Source organism: Endozoicomonas numazuensis (assembly GCF_000722635.1).
In the GTDB taxonomy this organism is placed as follows: Bacteria; Pseudomonadota; Gammaproteobacteria; order Pseudomonadales; family Endozoicomonadaceae; genus Endozoicomonas_A; species Endozoicomonas_A numazuensis.
In genome coordinates this window covers 21266-41777 of sequence record NZ_JOKH01000008.1, presented here as the reverse complement: position 1 = coordinate 41777, position 20512 = coordinate 21266, and the positions used below count along the sequence as shown (strand labels likewise).

Here is a 20512-nt window from a genome sequence, read left to right as displayed (position 1 = left end):
TTCGTTATTCGGTGTCCAGCTCAATGTCGATACCCAGAGAACGAATCTCTTTCAACAATACGTTGAAGGATTCGGGCATCCCGGCTTCCATTCGATGATCACCATCGACGATGTTCTTGTACATCTTGGTTCGGCCAGCGACATCATCAGACTTAACAGTCAGCATTTCCTGCAGGGTGTAGGCGGCACCATATGCTTCCAGTGCCCATACCTCCATCTCACCGAAACGCTGACCACCGAACTGGGCTTTACCACCCAGCGGCTGCTGGGTAACCAGAGAGTAAGAACCCGTTGAACGTGCGTGCATCTTGTCATCAACCAAGTGGTTGAGCTTCAACATGTACATGTATCCAACAGTGACTGGACGGTCAAAGGCGTCGCCTGTACGACCGTCGTGAAGTCTTACCTGACCTGTGTCGCTGATATCAGCCAGACGCAGCAGTTCCTTCACTTCAGACTCTTTAGCACCGTCAAATACAGAAGTGGCCATAGGAACACCGCCACGCAGATTCTTGGCCAGTTCCATGACTTCTTCATCAGAGAACTTGTCCAGCTCTTCAACGCGACCGCCACCCACACCGTTATAAACCTGATCCAGGAATTCACGGATTTCAGCGACTTTCTTCTGAGACTCGATCATGCGGTTGATCTTATGACCCAGACCGCGTGCTGCTGCACCCAGGTGAGTTTCAAGTACCTGACCAACGTTCATACGAGACGGTACACCCAGTGGGTTCAGTACGATATCAACCGGGTTACCTTCTTCATCGTATGGCATGTCTTCAACAGGCATGATGATGGAGATAACACCCTTGTTACCGTGACGTCCCGCCATCTTGTCACCCGGCTGGATACGACGTTTGATAGCCAGATAAACCTTGACGATTTTCAAGACGCCTGGCGCCATGTCGTCACCGGTTTGCAGCTTTTTCTTCTTGTCTTCGAAGCGCTCGTCGAGCTGTGCACGACGTTCTTTCAGCTGTTCTCTAGCCAGATCAAGCTGTTCATTCAGAGCTTCATCAGACATGGACAGACGGAACCACTGCTCGTGTTCCAGACCATTCAGGAGCTCGTCAGTGATCGTATTGCCCTTGCTCAGACCTGGACCACGATCAACAGGTTGACCACGGAGAGCTTCACGCAGACGATCGAAGGTATCTTCTTCAACAATACGGAACTCTTCGTTCAAGTCTTTACGGTATTCGTCCAGAGCCGCCTTTTCGATGGCCTGGGCGCGGGTGTCTTTCTCAACACCGTCACGGGTGAATACCTGAACGTCGATTACGGTACCCTTCACAGAGGTAGGTACGCGCAGAGAAGTATCCTTAACGTCAGAAGCCTTCTCACCAAAGATCGCACGCAGCAGCTTCTCTTCTGGTGTCAGCTGGGTTTCACCCTTAGGGGTTACCTTGCCTACCAGAATGTCACCAGCACCAACCTCAGCACCTACATAAACAATACCGGCTTCATCCAGCTTGTTCAGTGCGGACTCACCTACGTTAGGAATGTCAGAAGTAATTTCTTCTGATCCCAGCTTGGTGTCACGCGCCACACAGGTCAGTTCCTGAATGTGGATCGTGGTGAAGCGGTCTTCCTGTACAACACGCTCGGAGATGAGGATGGAATCCTCAAAGTTGTATCCGTTCCAGGGCATAAACGCTACGCGCATATTCTGACCCAGAGCCAGCTCACCCATATCAACGGATGGACCGTCAGCCATAATATCGCCACGGGCGATCGTTTCACCGGCACGTACCAGTGAGCGCTGATTGATACAGGTGTTCTGGTTAGAACGAGTGTATTTAGTCAGGTTGTAGATATCCACACCTGCTTCACCAGGCTGCAGTTCATCATTGTTTACACGCACAACGATTTTGGCTGCGTCTACAGTGTCGATGACACCGCCACGTTGAGCAACAACACACACACCGGAGTCAGAGGCTACATTACGCTCCATGCCGGTACCTACCAGAGGCTTGTCGGCACGCAGTGTTGGAACAGCCTGACGCTGCATGTTCGATCCCATCAAAGCACGGTTGGCGTCATCGTGCTCCAGGAATGGAATCAGAGAAGCCGCTACAGAAACCACCTGTTTGGTGGATACGTCCATATACTGGACTTTTTCTGGCCCCATCAGGGTAAATTCGTTACGGTGACGTACGTTTACCAGCTCTTCTGTCAGGGTCTTGTTGTTGTCCATCTTGGCAGAAGCCTGAGCAATAACATACTCACCTTCTTCGATGGCTGACAGATAATCGATTTCAGTTGTGACCTTACCATCCACTACCTTGCGGTATGGCGACTCCAGGAAACCGTAATCGTTAGTACGAGCATAGGTCGCCAGAGAGTTGATCAGACCGATGTTGGGTCCTTCAGGCGTTTCGATAGGACATACACGACCGTAATGAGTTGGGTGTACATCTCGAACTTCAAAACCGGCACGTTCACGGGTCAGACCGCCTGGGCCAAGCGCAGATACACGACGCTTGTGAGTAACCTCGGACAGCGGATTGTTCTGATCCATAAACTGGGACAACTGACTGGAACCAAAGAATTCTTTGATAGCAGCTGCAACAGGTTTGGCATTAATCAGATCCTGAGGCATCAGGCCTTCAGATTCTGCCAGGCTCAAACGCTCCTTAACGGCACGTTCAACACGAACCAGACCTACACGGAACTGGTTTTCAGCCATCTCACCAACGGAACGGACACGACGGTTACCGAGGTGGTCGATATCGTCACAGATACCTTTACCGTTACGGATGTCTACCAGTGTCTTCAGAACGTCAACAATGTCGGAGTTATCAAGAACACCAGAACCAGTGTCAGCTTCCCGACCCAGACGACGGTTGAACTTCATACGACCTACTGCAGAGAGGTCATAGCGCTCTGGAGAGAAGAACAGATTACCGAACAAGGTTTCTGCTGCTTCTTGAGTAGGTGGCTCACCAGGACGCATCATACGGTAGATTTCTACCAGTGCTTCCAGACGATTCGTAGTAGTGTCAGTACGCAGGGTATCGGAAATGTATGAACCGCAATCCAGCTCATTGGTGTACAGAGTTTCAATCTGTTTGATCCCGGCAACCATCAGTTTTTCGTAGACTTCCGGAGTAATTTCAGTGTTGCATTCAACAATGATTTCACCGGTAGCAGAATGAATAACGGTCTTGCCCAGAACCTTACCGAAAATATAATCAATCGGAGCGTCAAGCTGGTCGATACTGGCTTTCTGGAGCTGACGGATGTGACGTGCAGTGACACGACGACCCTGCTCAACCAGAACATTGCCTTCACCGTCCTTAATGTCAAAGCTTGCAGCTTCACCACGCAGACGCTCAGGAGCGAATTCAGTGCTTACACTGTCAGCACTGATTTCGAAGTCAACAGTATCGAAGAAGTAGTTCAGGATCTCTTCATTACTCATGCCCAGGGCACGAAGAAGGATCGTAGCAGGCAGCTTACGACGACGGTCGATACGTACGTACAGCATGTCCTTCGGATCAAACTCGAAGTCAAGCCATGAGCCACGGTAAGGAATTACACGGGCAGAGTACAGCAGCTTGCCTGAGGAGTGAGTCTTACCACGATCGTGGTCAAAGAACACACCCGGAGAACGGTGAAGCTGAGAAACGATTACACGTTCAGTACCATTGATTACAAAGGTACCATTCTCAGTCATGAGCGGAATTTCGCCCATGTACACTTCCTGCTCCTTAATATCCTTAATTGCTTTGTTCGACGATTCTTTGTCATAAATGATCAGGCGCACTTTAACACGCAGAGGCACTGCGTAAGTCACACCACGAAGTTGACATTCTTTGACATTGAATGCTGGATTACCGAGCCTGTAGCTCACGTATTCCAGTGCCGCATTTCCAGAATAACTTACAATTGGAAATACGGATTTAAATGCAGCATGAAGACCAATGTCCTCACGTGCGGCCGGCTCTTTTCCGGACTGCAGCAGCTTGTGATATGAATCAAGCTGAATCGCCAGAAGATAGGGCACATTCATGACATGCGGCAATTTGCCGAAGTCTTTGCGGATGCGTTTTTTCTCTGTATACGAGTATGCCATCAGCGTTCCCCAGCTTGGTCACCTGGTTCTGGCATCAGACCGTCTGGTCTGGCCATCTAGGTTTATTGAGGGCGGGTGGCCCCCTTTTGATACCCAATTAAAAAACGGTGATTTCAACCGTTACCGTTGCATGAGCTTTAGCGTCCAGAACGAAAGTCATACTTTCATCCACTTCCTGCCAATGACACTGCAACTTTCTCAGATTGAAGGAGGTTTACTACTACGGCAGGAACACATATAGCCTGTGTTTCAACCGGGTGACTCCATCAATTTACTGAGCTATCGATCACAGCCATCCAGCATGGAACGATATAGCTCATACAACGGAAAAAGGCCGGTGCCATAAAGGCACCAGCCACCTGAGTCTATTATGCAATAGGCTCTGGATATTTCAACGCTGTCGTAGAATTACTTAACTTCTACGGAAGCGCCAGCTTCTTCCAGCTGCTTCTTCAGTTCTTCAGCTTCGTCCTTGCTCACGCCTTCTTTCAGGGGAGCAGGAGCAGCGTCTACAACAGCCTTAGCTTCTTTCAGACCCAGGCCAGTCGCAGCGCGAACAACCTTGATTACGTTTACTTTCTTGTCGCCAGCAGAAGTCAGAACTACGTCGAATTCAGTCTGTTCAGCAGCAGCAGCGCCAGCGTCGCCAGCAGCAGCAGGAGCAGCAGCAACTGCAGCAGCAGCAGTAACGCCGAACTTCTCTTCCATAGCTTCAACCAGCTCAACAACGTCCATTACGGACATTTCAGCGATTGCATTCAGGATATCTTCTTTAGACAGAGCCATTGTATGTCTCCAAAAATCTTTTGTTGGGTATAAACCCGGAATTCATTAAATAAGAAAGAAAAACCAGCCAGCAGGCTTTTTTTACCCGGTTAAGGGCTTCGCCTGCCAAGGGGCTTATGCGGCTTTCTTCTTCTCGTCGGCAACAGCTGCCACTACACGTGTAATGCTGGCAGGGAACTCGTTCAGAGTTCTTGCAAGCTTGGTTACAGGTGCAATCATTACACTCATCAGCATCGCGCGAGCCTGATCCAGAGTAGGCATCTTGGCCAGAACATCAATCTGTTCTGCACCCAGAACCTGTCCAGAGATGGACAGAGCCTTAACTTCCAGAGCATCATTCTCTTTAGCGAAGTCCTTCATCAGACGCGCTGCCGCGCCTGGGTCTTCCTGAGAGAAAGCCAGCACAGTTGGACCAACCAGAGACTCTTGCAGGCACTCAAAATCAGTACCTTCAACAGCGCGCTTGGCCAGGGTGTTACGTACAACCTTCAGGTATACGCCACCATCACGAGCCTGCTTACGCAGTTGAGTCATCTGGTCAACCGTGAGACCACGGTAGTCCGCGATTACAGCCGACAGAGCGCTTTGTGCAGCCTCGCTGACTTCGGCGACAATCGCCTTCTTGTCTTCGAGTCCTAACGCCATTGGCTTTACTCCAATTTATGAAGTTAACACCCAACTATTCAGCCACTGATTAGTTGGGCACTTACAATACGGTGAAGGGTCAAATAGCAAAATACTGAATCAGTTTTTCCTATTGCTCACCGTCTACGCAGGAAATTAAGCATTGATCTTTTTGTCAGGCCTCCTGGCCCAACCCTGATTTAACAGGCACAGATCTCAACACCTACGATCTTTGACGGTCTCCGAAAACCGGAGACCCCAAAGTCTTTCGGATACCTGCAGACATCCGGTCTGCAGCATTCCATTGTCTACTTAACAGCCCCAAGCTTTATCAACTCAAGACTGCTTTCAGCAAAAGCCGCGAATATTAGATATTCAGGGAGCTCATGTCGATGGTCAGACCCGGGCCCATAGTAGAGGACAGAGTTACCTTCTTCATGTAAACACCCTTGCTGGAAGAAGGCTTCAGCTTCTTCAGTTCAGCCAGCAGTGCTTCAGCGTTCTCTTGCAGAGAGCCCGCTTCAAAATCAATCTTGCCAATACCTGCATGAATGATACCGTTCTTGTCAGTACGGAAACGCACCTGACCGGCTTTAGCATTTTTAACTGCTTCAGCAACATTTGGAGTAACAGTACCAACCTTAGGGTTAGGCATCAGGCCGCGTGGACCCAGAATCTGGCCCAGCTGACCTACAACGCGCATCGCATCAGGAGAAGCGATAACTACGTCAAAGTTCATTTCGCCCGCTTTAACCTGAGCAGCCAGGTCATCCATACCAATGATATCAGCACCAGCTTCTTTAGCTGCTTCTGCGTTAGCACCCTGTGTAAACACAGCAACGCGAACGTCATTACCAGTACCAGCTGGCAGAACAGTAGAGCCACGAACAACCTGATCGGATTTACGAGGATCCACACCCAGGTTCACAGCAATCTCAACAGATTCCTTGAACTTGACACTGGATACTTCTTTCAGGACGCTTGCAGCTTCTTCGAAGGAGTATGCTTTTTCAGCAACAACCTTCTCAGCAATCATTTTGGCGCGCTTAGTCATCTTAGCCATTATTCTACACCCTCCACGTTGATACCCATGGAACGAGCAGAACCAGCGATGGTGCGGATGGCCGCATCTTCGTCTGCTGCAGTCAGATCAGGTTCCTTGATCTTGGCAACTTCCAGCAGCTGCTCGCGAGTAGCAGTGCCCACTTTTTCAGTGTTAGGACGGCCAGAACCTTTCTTCAGCTTCAGAACTTTCTTCAGCAGAACAGATGCAGGCGGAGTTTTGGTTTCAAAAGTGAAACTACGGTCACCGTATACGGTAATAATTACCGGAATTGGCATACCCGCGTCCATCTCTTGAGTTTTAGCGTTAAACGCCTTACAAAACTCCATGATGTTCACGCCGTGCTGACCCAGTGCAGGACCAACAGGTGGTGAAGGATTAGCTTTACCTGCAGGAACCTGCAGTTTAATGTAAGCTTCGACTTTCTTAGCCATATCAACCTCAACATTGGGTCACCGCCTCAACCAAGCTCATTAACTTTCGTTAACAACCTTCAGTGCTAGCTACCCATTCTGGACTTTCGCCCTTCAGATAAAAACCCTGTACCGCTTACGCAGGACAGGGTCTTGAATTCTTAAAGCCTTTAAACTCAGACTTTTTCGACCTGGACAAACTCCAGCTCAACAGGTGTAGAGCGACCAAAAATCATCACCGCAACATGCAAGCGACTCTTTTCATAATTCACTTCTTCCACCACACCATTGAAGTCCGCGAACGGCCCATCAATGACTCTAACCATTTCACCAGGCTCAAACAACGTTTTAGGACGAGGCTTTTCAACACCTTCCTGCACACGCTGCAATATAGCGTCCGCCTCTTTTTCAGTGATAGGAGCAGGCTTGTCTGCCGTGCCACCAATAAAACCCATCACTCGAGGAGTATCTTTAATAAGATGCCAGCTATCTTCGTTCATTTCCATCTGGACTAACACGTATCCAGGAAAGAACTTACGCTCACTTTTGCGCTTTTGGCCGTTTCGAATCTCGACCACTTCTTCTGTGGGAACCAGAATCTCACCAAAGAGATCTTCCATGCTATGAAGCTTTACGCGCTCGATCAGCGAACGCATCACCTGCTTTTCATAGCCGGAGTAGGCATGAACCACATACCAACGTTTCGCCATTATTAATCCCTATCCAATCAGGCTACTGATGATCCAGCCTAGCAGAGAATCAAGCGCCCACAAAATGAGCCCCATAATCACGACCACAGCCACAACAATAAGTGTGGTTTGAATGGTCTCCTGACGAGTCGGCCAGACTACCTTACGAATTTCAACCTTAGCTTCTTTGACGAGCGTCCAAAAAGCCTCACCTTTAACAGTTTGAAGCGCAACAAATCCAGCTATTACAGCCAGAGCCACCAAAGCCAACGCCCTATAGAGAACAGAGTACTCACCAAAGTACACATTCCCACCGACACCAGCAGCCAGCAGAACCGCCACTAGAGCCCAAACAAGCCCATCCATGCGTCCTTTAGGTGCTACTTCAGGTTTTCCACTCATCAGTTGACTATCTCTATTCGGAAAAGCTTTGCCAGAAACTAAGCTGACACAAATCTAGAAATGGCAGGCCAGGAGGGAATCGAACCCCCAACCCCCGGTTTTGGAGACCGGTGCTCTACCAATTGAACTACTGGCCTGTATCTTTGAGCAGTCTTTTGACACTCATCCCGATACAAGGAACGATCAATTATAATCGACCCTGATCAAGCTGAAAAGTCTTATTCTTTTTAAACCTCTTTTAAGAGGCAAAAAAAACAAGGGAAGACAAGCCTCCCTTTTTATCTGGAGCTCTTGAGCAGATTTGAACTGCCGACCTCACCCTTACCAAGGGTGCGCTCTACCAACTGAGCTACAAGAGCACTTAATCAGAATTTACTGGAGCGGGTAGCGGGGATCGAACCCGCATCATCAGCTTGGAAGGCTGAGGTTCTACCATTGAACTATACCCGCAAAGCAGGAGCTGCATCATGCATGCCCACTTCTCAAGCCAACTTACAAGAAAGAAGACTTAGGAAACTGGTGGTGGGGGCTGGATTCGAACCAGCGAAGCTTTCGCGTCAGATTTACAGTCTGATCCCTTTGGCCGCTCGGGAACCCCACCAAGTGCTGCGCTATTTTATTCAGGAGCTTAACAATGTCAAGCTTGTTATTCCTACTGGCTGAGCAGGAAGCTTGCTTTGTTTTGCTGCCCCCGAAGCGCAGGCGTATATTAGTGAATCGAATCGCCGGATGCAACGCTTTTGCAGTTTTTTTCCAGCATTTTCAAATCATTGTATTCGTCGGCCTGTTTCTCCCAAAAATCAGCACTCAGTTTGTCTGCTTCTGAATCGGCCATTTCCAACCAGAATGTTTCAGGCTCCCTGGGCAATTTTTTAATAGACGGCTCATATCCGGCTTCCTGCACACGACGACTGACTTCATTTGCCGAAGCCTCTTTGCTGAACAACCCCAGTGATATGCCATTTGCTAACTCACCCTGAGTGATCACGAAACTGTCTATACCCTGTCCCTGCAACTCTCTTAATAACCTTATTGCTGCCTGACGATTACTTCTTGGCGAGATATGCACCCAATAATCAGCCAAAACCACTTCATTATCAGAACGCTCTCTACTGGAAACGCCAAGCGAAAACAGTTTTTGCTGTAACTGATCTGCCTTCGTGGAAGATTCAAAGGGTCCCACCACCAGGCACTGAGCTTCAGGGGTTTGCTTTTGATTTTTTTTTGCAGCGGTCTGCCTGGATGGAGCTGTCGACATTTCTGACAACAACATCAATCTTTTACCTGCTTGAACAGGCACTTCAGAAATAGCTTTCACTGTCCGGTAGGGCTTATGTGACTGATGATAATAGCCCCAGACAAAATAGCCGGCATTGGCAAACAGAAGTACTAGAAAGATCCAGCGCATACTAAAAACCGAATTTTAAAAGTCATATTGTATGACTTTCCATTAATGATGAATCTGGAAGATCACCTGCAGTGAATAACACCAAGCCCGCCCTTATTATATTGTTGTTATTTGACAGGCCAAACTCTGGTTTACGTGATCGATAAATTTGCTACTTTCAGAAGCTGGAATGATTGATAGAGAGGTTTAGCACTCATTGATGTGCAAAACCGTCTCTTTCGTTCATAGTTGTTATTGTCCGTCAGAGGCGATCGAGAGTCCATCCAGAACCAGCTCTTCAATCAGAACCTGTTCTATTTCTTCCTTTATATAGGTCTGCACCAGTGATGCATCCCCCCCTGTTAATAAGAGGCGTGATCCTGGCCATTTAAGACAGGTTTCATTAATCAGAGAGACAGCCATAGCCAATACACCATGATTAATACACTCGGAAGTAACGGTTCCTAAAGCAGTAGCTTCTGCCGGATGCTCAATATTGTCCAGATTCGCCGTATTGACCGCCAGGGCTTTTTTCATCAATCGGATTCCCGGAACAATAAAGCCCCCCTGATGGTTTCCCATATTATCAATCACATCAACAGTCATGGCGGTTCCACAGCTGACCACCACTTTGCTATCTTCTGGAGAATAATCATGCGCGGCCAGCATAGCCAACCACCGGTCTACACCCAGCCTTTCTACTTCTTTGTAGACCACGGTTAAACCGGCATAACTTTTCTGAGTTTGTGCAATGAACGGCTCTAACCCTGTGGCCTCAGACAAAATACGTAACAACTGCCCCAAACGGGCATTTCCAGATACTGTTGATATAGCGACAGCATGGATAGGACCCAGCTCTTCGAAAAGCAGGGAAAGGATAATCTGCCAATCGGCATCATTATTAATAAAGCCGGATTTAACGGAGACTCCTCCTGCCATCAGACGCCATTTCAACCGGGTATTACCCGCGTCCAGTTGCAATTGCTTATCCATGGACTCATTCATGATTGACGTAACGATACCTCTCCACCATTAAAAACATGTATGCCAGAGCTGGTCTCAAGCAAAAGTCCCCCCTGCTCATCCACACCCATACAGCGGCCAGTCACCGAACGAGTCGAGGCCATCAACGTTACCTCTTTGCCACGAAAAGCATCATATTCACACCACTGTTCCCTGAATAGCCTGAATCCGCCCTGGCCAAAACCATCCAGCAAATGGGTTAAAGTATTGATTAATTGTCCAGCTACAGCATTTCGGCTCACAGACTTGTCGCATACTCTGAAAAGATCGACAGCAGGCTGGCCAATGGATTTCAGCTGTTCCTCACTTAAACGAACATTTATGCCCATTCCGATCACCACCTCACACTCACCAGTGGGATCACCATAAACCTCGAGCAACACACCGCAGAGTTTTTTTCCTTGCCAGAGAACATCGTTGGGCCATTTGAGTTTCAGATCTCTGGCTCCCAGAGTTTCCAGTGCTTTAACAACGGCCAAACCCACAGCAAGACTCAGCCCTTCCAGGGAAGCGGTACCTTCACCATTCTGCCATAACGCAGAAAGGCTGACGGTTGAACCAAAAGGACTTGCCCAGATACGACCTCTTCTCCCTCGCCCACTGGTTTGGTGCTCTGCCAGACAAAAGCGAGTTACACCACCAGAAGCTGCCCCCTGAGCACGCACCAGGTCATTGGTTGACTCCGTAATAAAGCAGGTATGAACGTCTACTTTACTATCAACGTCTGCATCCAGATAAGACTGAACCTTTACACTATCAAGGAGCTCTATACCACTGCCCAGCCGATAGCCTTTACCTCTTACAGAGTCGAGTGCCAAACCGAGTTCTTCAAGGGTTTTCAGTTTTTTCCAGACAGCGGCCCTACTGACACCCAGATGCTCACCCAACTCTTCACCAGAATGAAACTGCCCGTCGGCTAACAAACCCAGTAATTTATCCATCAACCACCCCACAACGATTGAGGCAAATGATATGCGCTTCATACCCTCTGCTCAAATCATTCAGGCCCATTTCCCATACCTGGCCTTCTTTAGATCACCGTAAATTGAGAACCCCGACTATTTTATAGGGTCATATCAGGACAAATTCATGCACAACGCGGTAATGATCCTGAATCCGTGACTTCATCAGCAATAAAAAAGCCTTAAAGCCATCCACCGAAAGGGGTGTAGGCTAAAATACGACCTACTCGTTTTTTCACTGAATAGGTGAATTTTTGTGGAACTCCATTTTGAGCAGTCTGATACGGAATTCTATACACCATTTGCTGGCCTTGCCTTTATTGGTCACGCCCTCAATAAAAAAACATCCCTCAAAAAATCACTCCGTAAGATTAAGAAGCGACATGGAATCGCCAATATTGATTTAGTGCGTGCTTATGTTGGCTTGCTGGCCCTCGGCAAAAATGACTTTGACGCCATTGACACCCTTCGCCATGACGATTGGTTCCAGCAATGCATGGGAATAAAACAGATGCCATCTGCCAGTCGATTGCGCCAGCGCTTTAATGAAGATGCTACCCAGCTTATTCCGCTGATTGAGGAAAGTCTTGCTGAGTTGCTTATAGAACTTGATGCTCCGCTTACACCACTTCCAAAAGAACTTGATCGCCAACAGCATATACCATTAGATATGGATGTCACGCCTCAAGACAATAGCAACTCCAAGAAAGAAGGAGTGAGTTGGACATATAAACACTTTTTCGGCTACTCCCCCATTATGGCTTACCTTGGGCAAGAAGGCTGGTGCATGGGGTGTGAGTTGCGACCAGGTTCGCAACACTCGCAAAATGATTTCATCCCATTCCTGGGTGCCGTTTTACAGAGAGTACGTCGTATAACGCAACAGCCGATATTGCTTCGGCTCGATAGTGCTCACGATGCTGAAGATACCCGCATGGCCGTTGCTCAACATGCTAACGTTGACCACATAATTAAATTGAATCCTCGCCAACAGTACACCTCCAAGGCCTGGCTACCTAAGTTTGAAGCAGCGAAGGTAGAGTGGCATGAGCTACGAGCAGGTAAGCACTATGCGACTTTGACTATTAACCATGAAGCTCACTATGGTCATCAGCGACTGATTATCAAAATGGTCAGACGAACGTCAGATGCCGTTGGTCAGATGTTTCTAACTCCAGACTACGAGCTGGAAGGTTGGTGGACAACATTGAATGAAGAAGAATACAGCGATAACGACGTTATTCTGCTGTATGAGAATCACGCCACCAGTGAGCAATTTCACAGTGAATTAAAAACCGATATGGATCTGGAAAGGCTTCCTTCTGGAAAGTTCGATACTAATGATTTAGTAATGTGTCTGGGCGCATTAACTTATAATATGCTGCGTTACATGGGGCAATCTTGTTTGCTGGGGCCGCAGTCACCTGTTCGTCATCAGGCAGCAAGGAGAAGAATAAAAACCGTCATGCAGGAGTTGATTTATCAGGCTGCCCGCTTTTTGGAGGCAGGCCGTCGCAAAATACTACGATTTGGCCGATATAGCCCGGCACTCCAGGTGTTTATGGGGCTTTATCCAGAAAAAATGCTTTGTTAGCCATCAATATTATTCTGTCTTTCTGAAATGAATGCCAGGTCTTGGTAGGTGATGCATCGCCTGAATTTCAAAATAATGACAAAAACAGCTGGGGTCTTTGCTGGATTGTTCTGTTATTTCCTGATCAAAGTAGTAATAAAGTGATTTGCGGTAAGGTTGGAGCTTAAATTACACGATTTTCTCGAGATTAATTAAGAACTCACTGATTCAGGATGATGTAATGTTCAAAAAGCTTTCTATGGCTGTCCTATTCAGTTATATAAAAAAGCAGCTTCTTCGGTAACCAGAAACTCAATGGAATCACTCCTGAGAGAACCGTTAAAAACTCCTTCAGCAACGGTAGGCCTGCTTCAAGTCAGAACCTGCGAACTGATTACATCTGCAGCAAAGACCAGCCGCTATTATACTTCAGGACGTGCCGTCAGCCAGAAGGATATTGATCAATACACGCTTTTGATACCGAAACACGAACTGTTCGGTCGCTTTGAAGATTCTGGCAGGGCCATTACCGTCTCTGATACCAAAAGCAGTGGCATATAAGACAATGAAGAAGTCCCGCTCATAGCCATAAGCCCTTTCGGCCTGAATGCTAGTGGCATCTGGTATATTACCGGCCTCACCGGCATGCATCCGGTATTCAAGAGTGTTCCTTACAATACCTACTGCGTCAGTCGGTGGCGATGAACTTTAGACGTCAGTCGGACAGACTTCATCCCTGAAAAACAGCAATGATATTCTGGTCGAACCTCGAACAACCTGAATATCGTTGCCTTACATCACTGATTCTGCTTGGCTTGCCCTCCATGCTCTGCATATACTGCCACTGCTAATCAACACTAAGAGTCTGTTGGACTCATAAAAAGCAAGCAGGAACATTTGTCATGAGTATTATTAAATCCCACATTGCCCAAATGGGAGCTTATAAACCCCCTCTGGAAGGGCGGGATCCTCATGATCATTTGCTACTGGACTTTAATGAGCGAACCTTGCCTGTCTGCCCTTCTGTAAAACAGGCCATGATTGACTTTATCCAGGACGATCGACTTCAGTGCTATCCATCCTACGGGAACATAACAGCCAAGATTGCTGAATACTGCGATGTTGACCCAGAGCAGGTCATGATTACCAATGGCTCCGATCAAGGCATTGAGATGATTATCCGCTCAACCTGTCGTGAAGGAGAAGAAGCGATTATTCCTGGTCCATCCTTCGCTATGTACAGCCAGGTTGCCAAAGTAGAAAACCTGAAGATCATTGAACCGTCTTTTTCAAAAGAAACAGGGTTTCCCAAGCAGAAGGTATTGGACGCCCTTTCTGATAAAACCCGGCTGATTGTCATTTCCAACCCAAACAATCCTAGCGGTACCATAGCTCCAAGGGAAGATATTCTGGAGATTGCAGCAGCAGCCCCTGATGCCGCTATTTTGGTGGATGAATGTTACTTCGAATACACAAGGAAGACCGTTGCTGATGCCGTTGACCAGCATCCAAACCTGCTGATCACCCGAACCTTCTCAAAAACCTGGGGTTTGCCTTCAGTTCGTTTAGGTTATGTCATCAGCCATGCAGAAAATATACGAGCACTGTTAAATGTGCGTGGCCCTTATGACATCAATCAGCTGGCTGTAGTTGCTATAGATGCAGCGCTTTCAAACCCTGGTTACACCGAGCGGTATGTAAAAGAAGTGATGGAAGTCTCCAAACCCCTGCTTGAAGCTTTTCTGAACGAGAAAGGCATTGATTATTGGCCCAGTGTCGCCAACTTTATCTGGACGTTCCCGGACAACCCGAATGAGATCGAAAAGCACCTTCGGGCTCACCACATTCTGATTCGACCAAAAGCTGATGAGAGTGGCAGAGTGGGGTTAAGAATTAATCTGGGGAATAAGGCTCAGACCGAAAATCTTATCCGAACCTTGTCCCAGATCATCTGATGATCAGAGCCTATAGCTCCTCGAAACCAATGACGGGTCTCCCCAAATTCCGGGGAGGCTGATAGTCTCTGGGGAGTTTATAGTTCCGCCATTCATAGTCCTGGCTGAACGCTCTCAGTCCATCAAACTTGTCCCTCATTAAACGGGACTCGTTTATATAGATCGCTTTCAACTGATCAGAACTCCAACCATTGTCATCGGACAACTGCTGCAACTCAATGAATCGCTCAAAGCTGATATCAGGACCTCGTCCATCTTCAGACATAAACGTTTCTTTGTTGGCAGCAAAATCCACTCTGTAGACCATCGGTTTAGCGCCGTAGAAGTGGAATGTTGTATAAGGTATGTCTCGTTGGTCAGCTGCCTTCTCAACAGACTCCAGCATACCTCGCACGTCATCCACCATGACGATGTGCTGAGCTGGATGCCGGGATTTGTCGAGGTAGTGATGCAAGCCCTGACCCTTGGTTTTCCATGGCCCCGTCTGGACTTTGACAGTAATCGCATCATCAAACAGATTTCTGTCGAGTTTTGTTTGCTCCAGCTTTGCTCTCAGAGAATCTTCTTCATTGGCGGTCAGCAGAATAATTTTGGCATTACCCGGGCCAGCCTTGGCTCGGATATCCTGAATAATTTTAGCTGTATCAGGGTTTACCACACGCCTCTCATGACGACCACCAGCCACTACATCTTTAGCGATGAGGGTTTCATCCAAGTCAAAACAGACGACAACGGGTTCACCAGGTTTGATGTGAGCCAGCACTTCCCTGATATTCTGCGCTCTCTCAAGTCTTCTTGATGCACGCACTACTACAGGTTCTGGCACAGCCTGCACCTCTTCCGGAGCTTTGACTTCAACAGGTGGAACGACAGCTGCCTGAACCGTTGGTACCTGTACATTCTGGCCCCAGGTCATAACCTGACGTCCACGACCCATCAGATTCAGCTTGATGTCATCTTTAACTTCATTTGCCCTGCCTCTGAGAGCCCGGTTTTGAATTTTCCAGTCATCACCCGGGAAGGCTTTTCTCAAGTTTCGTTCGATTTCAGTTGAAGAGAGCTTTAAATCAGGTCGAATTTGAGCCAGCTCTTGCGAGGCCAGCCTTAGATTATTGGCAGCACGATCAGAAGTCTTCAACATTTCATCCATTAGTGCTTTCATTTCTTCGGGTCTGGAGACTTGTGCCCAGTCCATTCTCATCTGCAGCGAGATCAGCTGACTGCGCTTCAGGTTCAATCCACCCCAGAGGAAGTCCCAACCACCTTCAGAGAAACATCTTGATAAATCCGCTTCCACTTCAACAGGATTCAACTGGAGGTCAGGTCGAATCTGAACCAGCTCTTCAGCAGCCTGTCTCCGGCTTTCGGATGCCCGTGGAGACAGCTGCCATAAATGATCCATGAGCTGCTTCATTGCGCCCGGATTACGGATCGGCTGGGCATTGATAACCCGCTGTTCAGCTCTATCGATATTACCCTGCACTCTCATATCGACTTCAGGGCCACAAAACTGGTTCCACTCCCGCTCTGTTGGAAACGCAGCATTAAAGTTGGTTTCCTGTACATCTTTCATAGCCTGATCAATCTCTGTGTTGCCTGCCCTGAGTCGCTGGAACGTCTCAAAAGCCATTCGGCGGCTACTTCTCTGTTGTGGAGTAAAATGCCCCATATTCTTTATCAAGAATCGGCACCACTCCTGTCCCTTCTTCGGATCGAAGGCATCAAACCTTCTCTTCAGAGGTTCAACTTCACTGGGTCTTTTCAGCTGGTAGGTTCCATCCCATAGAGAAGGCCAGAGGTCACGACCCGGAGCTCTTTCCAGACCTTTGATGATTTCAGCTCTAACCGGCGCCTGCCCCACACTCCTGGACAACCAGTCTGCCGCATCTTCGATACTTCCCTGATACTGTTTAGGCACCTTATCCAGATGGTTAAATATGCCTAGCAGGTGACTATAGTTTCGATCACTGGCCAGACAAAGGTTGGCCCCCTTGATCTCAAGGTCGTAATTTTCGTCACGGACATATTCGGGTGAGTATGCCTGAACCGACACATTGTTGAAGAACGCCTTGGCTTCGTCAGTCGGTGTTCCATCAGGGTTAAGAACAGGGAACATCTGTCTGTTTTGAGCATCCAGTACAATAAAGCGTCCGGATGACTTAAGCCTTTGTACGAAAGTGTAATGTCCAGCCCCCCCCCCAGTACCTGACTTCAATACAACATAGCGGTCACTGTCAAAAGCCTGAGCTAACGGCCTTTTGGCTGCACCTGGTCGTCTTTGCTGTCCTTTTTTGATGGCTTCGAAAAACTCTCCCACACGATTCTGAAATTCGTGGTGATAATGCTTTTCCTCAATACCATCGACCTGAACCCAACCCACAATAGGCGTCGTTTGACTGGTATCAAATGGAAGCTCTACAGCGACTGAAACTGCCTGAACCTGGTTATACCCCCTGCCTCTGGCAAAATGCTCAAGAGAGTTGGCAAAGCCCTGACAGTTGGAGTTACCTGCAGCCTGTCTTTTATACATTTCAGTGACAACATTATTGAGAAGTTCAAACTCAGCTTCTTCTTCGGCAGAAATAAGGGTCTGCTTATAAGGCGTCAGTCTATCCAGCTCTTTAAGATGATCCTCTCGCTCAACAGCAAAGCTTCTCTCTGATATCTGTCTCTTGGCTTCGTCCTTATTAATTCGCCCGAACTGGTATTCAAGCTTGATTCTGGAACAGTTATGAGCACGCTCCATTTCTGTCTTAATCTGGAGATACAAATCCGGCTCCATCTCCCTTTGCATACCTGCAAGCAACTGTTGATGCTGACCTTCCAGATCCTGTTCAGCTACCTCAAAGGAGCCTGCTTTTACCGCATGCTTGTTAAACTTCTCGCTGACAACACGATCAGGTTGCTGGCGGGATGACTGAACACGATCCCACTGGGCTTTCATCCTCAAGAACTGTTGTTGAACCTGAGGGGTGTCGTCCATCCCCATACTCATCAACAGCTGATCCATTCTCAGCGACTGCACTGGAGAAGGTTCCAGCGGTCTGGCTACCACAGGAGGAGCCACAGGTTGCCTGGGAGGAATAGGAGGAGGTGTCGTTACGGTTTGCTGAACTGCAACCGCTCCACCTGTTGTTGGAAGACCTTTTTTAGCTTGAATAACAATGGCTCCTGAAAATTCACGAAGGAAATCTTGCCGCTTACCACCTGGCGTCAAAACCCCATTCGCCAGACGTTGATCGGTATTTAAAACATGAACCGCCGCAGCCAGGTCGGTATCCTTTATATCTTTGTTGAATGACTTGGCTTTTCTGAAAGCTTCTAACTGTTCAGCTGTAGCTGTCACTTGTTGCTGAGGAGTCGCTAACGGGGTTGCTACAGATGGTAGAACAGGTTCTGGCTCTCTATATTCCAACAAGTCTTCCTGACGAAGAGCCGAAAGTCCTCCGTTTAACGAGTTCAAGCTCATTTGCCAGTTATCATCATCCCATTCATCCCTGTAGTTATAAGACTCAGGAGAAGGCCTTCTCAGGTTCTGTATTAACTCCTCCATATTGGCAAATACAGGCGGAGGCAGGTCATCAGGATCAGGCATAGAGCCCTTGGCAGAGACTGAAGCAGACTGAAACTCGCCAAAATCATCATCCTTGGTTCTGACCTTATAAGGGAATTTCGCTTCATGAAGCTCACGACCCAGTGCATTCAGCTGAGGATCATCAAACTTCATGTTATCCAGACAAGCGTTGACCATTGCATCGGTCATTACTTTGTCTCGACAGGCTTTTTTCATGTCTTCAAAGGTCAAACCATACTGGCGATCACCCAGAATACCCACAAATAGATGACAGGCTTCGTTGATCAGTTTCTCTCTGAGTTCCGGAGGCGTATTTGGAGACAGTCGTTTAGTATCAACCACCGCTTTTTGTGGCTGTTGTGCGTTTTCCCTGAGTCCCAATATTTCCGTATGGAAAGTAGCAAAGGCTATATCCTGTTCGAAACTCCACGCTCCCAGAGCCAGTTGAACAAACTGTGGATTCAGAAATCCAGCCTCTTGAGCTCTCCTGAAATCATCCATGCTCAATGGATCGTCTTTTAGCTCAGAGCCATAGTAAGAGTTGCCATAGGCTTCGAAGGCTCTCAGTCGGTTTTCTTCTGAATTCTGACGTTTCAGAACAGGCGGTGGTGCAGTGACAACAGGAAATGATGGTCTTTTTTCGAGTGATGTTGCTTCATGCTCAAAGGAAAAAGCATCCCTGTGCATACCGCCTTTGAACTCACCTAACATCCTGTTCATTAACTCAAACTGTTCTTTTTTATTAGTACCTCTGTTGGCTGCTGCCATAAAGTCTTCGTTTAAAAGTCCAGTGTTGAAGGCCAGCTGAATATCATCAACGGTACTTTCACCAAAGTTATGTCCTGAACGCAGGAAGACCTGAAATGCCCTTTTCATTTCTTCTGTTACACCTGGCTCCTGAGCAACAGCCCCAAGTGTCTCCAGCTGGTGCATAGGAGGAGGCAGTGGTGATTCTGCTCTATGTTGAGGAGGGACAGGTACTTTTTGTGGACCTACTTCGAAGGGTGCAATCTCTGGCATAACCTGAGGATTTTTTCTGGCTTTCAGGAAATCAGCGGCCAGGCCTAAGTGATAATTAACATCACCGTCCACTTCCCCCAGAATCACTTGTACCGACTCTTCGGCAAAAACATCGTCTTTTTGTGCCAGACGGATATCTCTGGCTTCAAGACCACCCCTCCATTGTGACTGCATGACTTTTTCAAAGGCAGCACTATGGCGGGCTTTTATTCTGTCTTGCCGTGTATATTCAACTTCTCTTGGCGGGTTTGCCTTGAAATCATCTATGGCACGATCAAGAGATTTAAGTTGATCATCAAAGCCTTTAAGATGATCGGAATAGACTGCCCTGCTCTTTTTAGGCTCTCCGGGCTTACTTCGATCAACCCCAACTCCCGGTTTCTTTCCTTCTGGATCAAGGTGAACAGCCACCTGAATCCTGATATCCTGCTTTTCCAGCTCCATAAAGTCCCGTAAATGAGACTCCCAGTCACCTCTGTCCCTTGTTTTAGTGGTCAGACAAAATTTTGAAATGAGATTTTCAACCGCTAACTTAATTTTTTCCTGCGGGGCCTTGCTCAATATCAGCTGAACCAGCTCGACCTCAGCCTCATGCAATACCGTTAAACTGGCCTGGTTTACGGTCACAAATTCATTATTCCACTCACTGGCCTTTTTTGGGTTGCCTGGATCAGTGATCGAAACATCTCTTTTGTGGAGCGGAGTTTTAACATCTCCTATAGCTGATCTGACCTCTCGGCTGACACCCACCAGCTCAGGCTTGTCCATGAGTTCATTTTCTCGCTCATAAAATATTTTTACAGAGCGGCAAAAAGCATTGTACTTTTCAGATGGCCCCTTAACCCAGCCAACTTTCTCTGACGATAACCGCCCTTCTTCAAGGATGGGGTACTGGCCTTCAACGCCTTCATGCGATTGATAGAAATCGAGGAATGATTGAGGAGAAAATGGAACCACTAT

At 47.8% G+C, this 20512-nt stretch carries 14 protein-coding genes and 4 tRNA genes; 3 read left to right on the top strand and 15 right to left on the bottom strand.

Annotation, left to right across the window (positions count from 1 at the left end; all coding sequences use genetic code 11):
- Nucleotides 1-4: 4 nt before the first annotated feature.
- The 14 genes from rpoB to birA all read right to left on the bottom strand — a co-directional run bounded on the left by rpoB (nt 5) and on the right by birA (nt 11451).
- A complete protein-coding gene (gene rpoB / locus GZ78_RS23270) occupies nt 5-4081 on the bottom strand; it encodes a DNA-directed RNA polymerase subunit beta (RefSeq protein WP_034841688.1) in 4077 nt (1358 codons plus the stop codon).
- Between the two features lie 408 nt (nt 4082-4489).
- On the bottom strand, nt 4490-4867 hold the full coding sequence (gene rplL / locus GZ78_RS23265) for a 50S ribosomal protein L7/L12 (protein ID WP_034841686.1): 378 nt from the start codon (nt 4865-4867) through the stop codon (nt 4490-4492).
- Between the two features lie 114 nt (nt 4868-4981).
- Nucleotides 4982-5512 (bottom strand): 50S ribosomal protein L10, encoded by a 531-nt coding sequence (rplJ, locus tag GZ78_RS23260; protein ID WP_034841684.1) that lies wholly within the window; start codon nt 5510-5512, stop codon nt 4982-4984.
- A gap of 346 nt (nt 5513-5858) precedes the next feature.
- On the bottom strand, nt 5859-6554 hold the full coding sequence (rplA, locus tag GZ78_RS23255; protein ID WP_034841681.1) for a 50S ribosomal protein L1: 696 nt from the start codon (nt 6552-6554) through the stop codon (nt 5859-5861).
- Nucleotides 6554-6988, bottom strand: coding sequence for a 50S ribosomal protein L11 (gene rplK / locus GZ78_RS23250; RefSeq protein WP_034841678.1), 435 nt, complete (start codon nt 6986-6988; stop codon nt 6554-6556). Before rplK ends, rplA begins: the two co-directional genes overlap by 1 nt.
- A gap of 155 nt (nt 6989-7143) precedes the next feature.
- Complete coding sequence (nusG, locus tag GZ78_RS23245) at nt 7144-7677, bottom strand: transcription termination/antitermination protein NusG (RefSeq protein ID WP_034841676.1); 534 nt, start codon at nt 7675-7677, stop codon at nt 7144-7146.
- Nucleotides 7678-7686: 9 nt separating this feature from the next.
- Nucleotides 7687-8058, bottom strand: a complete 372-nt coding sequence (gene secE, locus GZ78_RS23240) for a preprotein translocase subunit SecE (RefSeq protein WP_034841674.1) — start codon at nt 8056-8058, stop codon at nt 7687-7689.
- A 61-nt stretch (nt 8059-8119) separates the two neighbouring features.
- Nucleotides 8120-8195, bottom strand: a tRNA-Trp gene (locus GZ78_RS23235).
- A gap of 146 nt (nt 8196-8341) precedes the next feature.
- Nucleotides 8342-8417: transfer RNA gene (locus GZ78_RS23230), tRNA-Thr, on the bottom strand.
- A gap of 17 nt (nt 8418-8434) precedes the next feature.
- A tRNA-Gly gene (locus GZ78_RS23225) sits at nt 8435-8508 on the bottom strand.
- A 67-nt stretch (nt 8509-8575) separates the two neighbouring features.
- A tRNA-Tyr gene (locus tag GZ78_RS23220) sits at nt 8576-8659 on the bottom strand.
- Nucleotides 8660-8767: 108 nt separating this feature from the next.
- Nucleotides 8768-9466, bottom strand: a complete 699-nt coding sequence (locus GZ78_RS23215) for an SPOR domain-containing protein (RefSeq protein ID WP_051786485.1) — start codon at nt 9464-9466, stop codon at nt 8768-8770.
- Between the two features lie 231 nt (nt 9467-9697).
- Entirely contained in the window at nt 9698-10438 is a 741-nt protein-coding gene (locus tag GZ78_RS23210) for a type III pantothenate kinase (protein ID WP_161787478.1), read from the bottom strand.
- An 8-nt stretch (nt 10439-10446) separates the two neighbouring features.
- On the bottom strand, nt 10447-11451 hold the full coding sequence (gene birA, locus GZ78_RS23205; protein ID WP_081870011.1) for a bifunctional biotin--[acetyl-CoA-carboxylase] ligase/biotin operon repressor BirA: 1005 nt from the start codon (nt 11449-11451) through the stop codon (nt 10447-10449).
- 235 nt (nt 11452-11686) lie between these two features.
- On the opposite strand from birA, the gene GZ78_RS23200 reads away from it, so the two are divergent.
- The 3 genes from GZ78_RS23200 (at nt 11687) to GZ78_RS23190 (ending at nt 14958) form a co-directional block, all read left to right on the top strand.
- On the top strand, nt 11687-13024 hold the full coding sequence (locus tag GZ78_RS23200) for an IS1380 family transposase (protein ID WP_034831824.1): 1338 nt from the start codon (nt 11687-11689) through the stop codon (nt 13022-13024).
- Nucleotides 13025-13318: 294 nt separating this feature from the next.
- Nucleotides 13319-13564: a hypothetical protein gene (locus GZ78_RS29680; protein WP_161787477.1), complete on the top strand. Its 246-nt coding sequence runs from the start codon at nt 13319-13321 to the stop codon at nt 13562-13564.
- 341 nt (nt 13565-13905) lie between these two features.
- A complete protein-coding gene (locus GZ78_RS23190; RefSeq protein ID WP_034841669.1) occupies nt 13906-14958 on the top strand; it encodes a pyridoxal phosphate-dependent aminotransferase in 1053 nt (350 codons plus the stop codon).
- Between the two features lie 10 nt (nt 14959-14968).
- Here GZ78_RS23190 and GZ78_RS23185 read toward each other — a convergent pair whose 3' ends face one another.
- Nucleotides 14969-20509: a DUF2608 domain-containing protein gene (locus tag GZ78_RS23185; protein ID WP_034841666.1), complete on the bottom strand. Its 5541-nt coding sequence runs from the start codon at nt 20507-20509 to the stop codon at nt 14969-14971.
- Between the last annotated feature and the right edge of the window lie 3 nt (nt 20510-20512).